This is a genomic window from Corallococcus praedator (genome assembly GCF_003612125.1).
GTDB classification, from domain to species: Bacteria; Myxococcota; Myxococcia; order Myxococcales; family Myxococcaceae; genus Corallococcus; species Corallococcus praedator.
Window position 1 is genome coordinate 1 of the sequence record NZ_RAWI01000682.1, and the last position, 2,523, is coordinate 2,523.

The 2,523-nt window shown below is 70.0% G+C and carries 2 protein-coding genes; both read right to left on the reverse strand.

The genetic code is table 11. The annotated features are described in order from the left end of the window. On the reverse strand, window positions 1-1,596 hold a 1,596-nt coding region (locus D7Y13_RS40780; protein WP_120631034.1), incomplete at its 3' end, for a response regulator. A gap of 143 nt (window positions 1,597-1,739) precedes the next feature. Then, window positions 1,740-2,414, reverse strand: coding sequence for a J domain-containing protein (locus D7Y13_RS40785; protein ID WP_244222458.1), 675 nt, complete (start codon window positions 2,412-2,414; stop codon window positions 1,740-1,742). Between the last annotated feature and the right edge of the window lie 109 nt (window positions 2,415-2,523).

Sequence of the window (2,523 nt, forward strand, 5' to 3'; positions counted from 1 at the left end):
GGCCAGGGGGCTGGGCGCGATGGCCGCCCCACCGAAGATGGGCGCCTTCGTGAGCGGCGGCTCGGGAGGAGGCGGCACCGGCGCGGCGGCGGTGGCAGGCCCCTGCGGCGAGAGGGGCGCGCGGGGCGCGGGAGACCAGACGGAGCCGGGGCCCCAGGTGCTGGAGGCGCTCAGGCCCTCCGTGTCCACCCGGCCCCAGTCGAGCAGCAGGCTGCGCCGAGCGTGATCCACCGCGCGGTGCGCCGGGGGCGGCTCCACGAGGAAGGAGGAGCCCTCCTGCGACAGCGGCGGGGCCACGGGCTCCGCGGCCTCCTGCCCGAACGCGGGTGGCTGGCCGCCTTCACCGGGACGCGAGCGCGGCGGGAAGACGATGACCTGCGCGGGCTGCGCCGGGGCCGGCGTGGACGCCACCTCCGCGGCGGGCGCGAACTCCTCGACGGGCGCGGGTTCCGGCTCGGGCGTCACGTCCTCGACGGGCGCGGCCTCCGCCACGGGGACGGGTTCGGGCTCCGGGGGGACGTCCTCCACGGCCACCGGGACTTCCACGGGGGCCGCTTCGACGGGCGCGGGCGCGAGCTCCACCGGGATGGGCGGGGCGGCGTTCAGCCACTGCTCGATGCCGGGCTTGCTGCTCTGCACCGGCTCCTGCGGCGCGTTGCCCAGCTCGCGGATCAGCCCCTCGAAGTACAGCTTGCTGATGATGCCCAGCGCGGCCAGGTCCTCGAAGTCCGAGTCCTCCACCACGCGCGACAGCGCGCGCTTGCCGTCGAACAGGCGCAGCAGGCCGTTCACCTCGTCGGGGATCTCCGACAGGCGGTCCGCCAGCTGGTGGTAGTCGATCTCGAAGACCGTCTCCAGCGGCGGAAGCTGCTCGAGCATCCGGCCCCACTCATCGAGCCGGCGCATGCCCTCCATGAGCAGGCCCTGCGTGGAGACCTCGATGCGCTCGGGCCTGTCCAACGTGGTGAACTGCACGTCGAACTGGCCTTCGAACGTGTTGAGCAGCCGGTAGAAGGCGTTCTCGCCCTTGAGCCGGCCCAGCTCCGCGTCCACGACGCGGCCTTCCTTGAAGTAGACGGTGCCGGTGCGCTCGCCCTGGATGGAGATGACGCCCGTCTTGCGGCCGATTTCGAAGGTCTGGACCAGGTCCACGACGCCCATGTCGGCGAGGCTGCCCGCGAAGCCGCCCTTGGTCGTCTCGCGCTTCTCGATGCGTTCCTTCTCGGCCTTCTGAAGGATCATCTTCACGCGGGCGACGATCTCTTTGATGTAGATCGGCTTGGTCAGGTAGTCGTCGCTGCCCAGCTCAAGGCCGCGCACCTTGAACTCGACCGACTTCTGGTTCGTCAGGAAGACGAAGGGGATGGACTTGAAGCGCTCGTCGGACTTGAGCGTCTTGCAGAGTTCGAAGCCGTCCATCTCCGGCATCTTCGTGTCGGCCAGCACGAGGTCCGGAGGGCTGATCTGGACCTTCTCCAGCGCATCCTTGCCGTGGATCGCCGTCGTGACGGAGAAGCCCGCCTTCTTCAGGCTGACCTCCATCACGCGCAGGCTCTTCGCGTCACCATCGACCAGGAGCAGGTGCTGCTTGGCCACGTTGCATGCCTTTCAAAACGGGAGGGGCGGCGGATCCACCGGACGCGCCCCGTGGGGGCAAGCATCGGGCCCGCTTTCCAGGTGTGTCAATGGGCGGGACTGTCCGGAAAACCGTCCGGTTCCCCCCCTGGAGGACAGGCAGGTCAGCGGAAGAGGCCCTTCTTGGGCGGGTTCTTCTTGCGCATGTCGATGAGCCGCAGCTCCTGGTTCGCCTCCAGGTGCTTGGGGTTGGCGCGCACGGCCTCGCGGAAGTGGCGCTCGGCGCGGTCCATGTCGTTCTCCACCCGGGCGATGACGCCCAGCTGGTAGTGGGCGCGATCACAGTTCGGGTCCGCGCGCACCGCATCCGCCATCCACTGTTTGGCGCGGGCCATGTCGGCCTTGCGGCTGGGGTCCATGTAGATGGCCCACGCGCGGGCGGCCAGGTACAGGGGCTTGGGGTCCAGCGTGTGCGCGCGCTCGTAGTGTTCGTTGGCGGCGACGAAGTCGCGCTTGCGGAAGTAGACCTCCGCCATCTTGAAGAGGTCCTCCGCGTTCACGTTGCCACGGGCGGAAGGGGCGCCGGGGCGGCCCGCCGAGGCCTGCGACGGGGGCTTGGGCGCGGCCTGGGCCCCCTGCAGCGACTGCAGGTAGCTGTTGCGGCGCGTGTCGTCGTGCAGGACTTCGTAGGCCTCGCGGATGGACTCGAAGACGGAGGTGATCTTCGGCGCCAGGTGGGGCAGCGACGGGGGCAGCCGGTCCGGGTGGTAGAGCTTCGCGAGGCTGAGGAAGGCGGCCTTCACGGTGTCGCGCGAGGCGTCCTGCGGCACGCCGAGCACGAGGAAGTGGTCGCGCTTGGCCTGGATGTCCGCGTAGCGCTGTTCAATCTGCTGCGCGAGCCGGCCCTCGTCGGGCTTGGGGGCTGTCTCTTATACACATCTCCGAGCC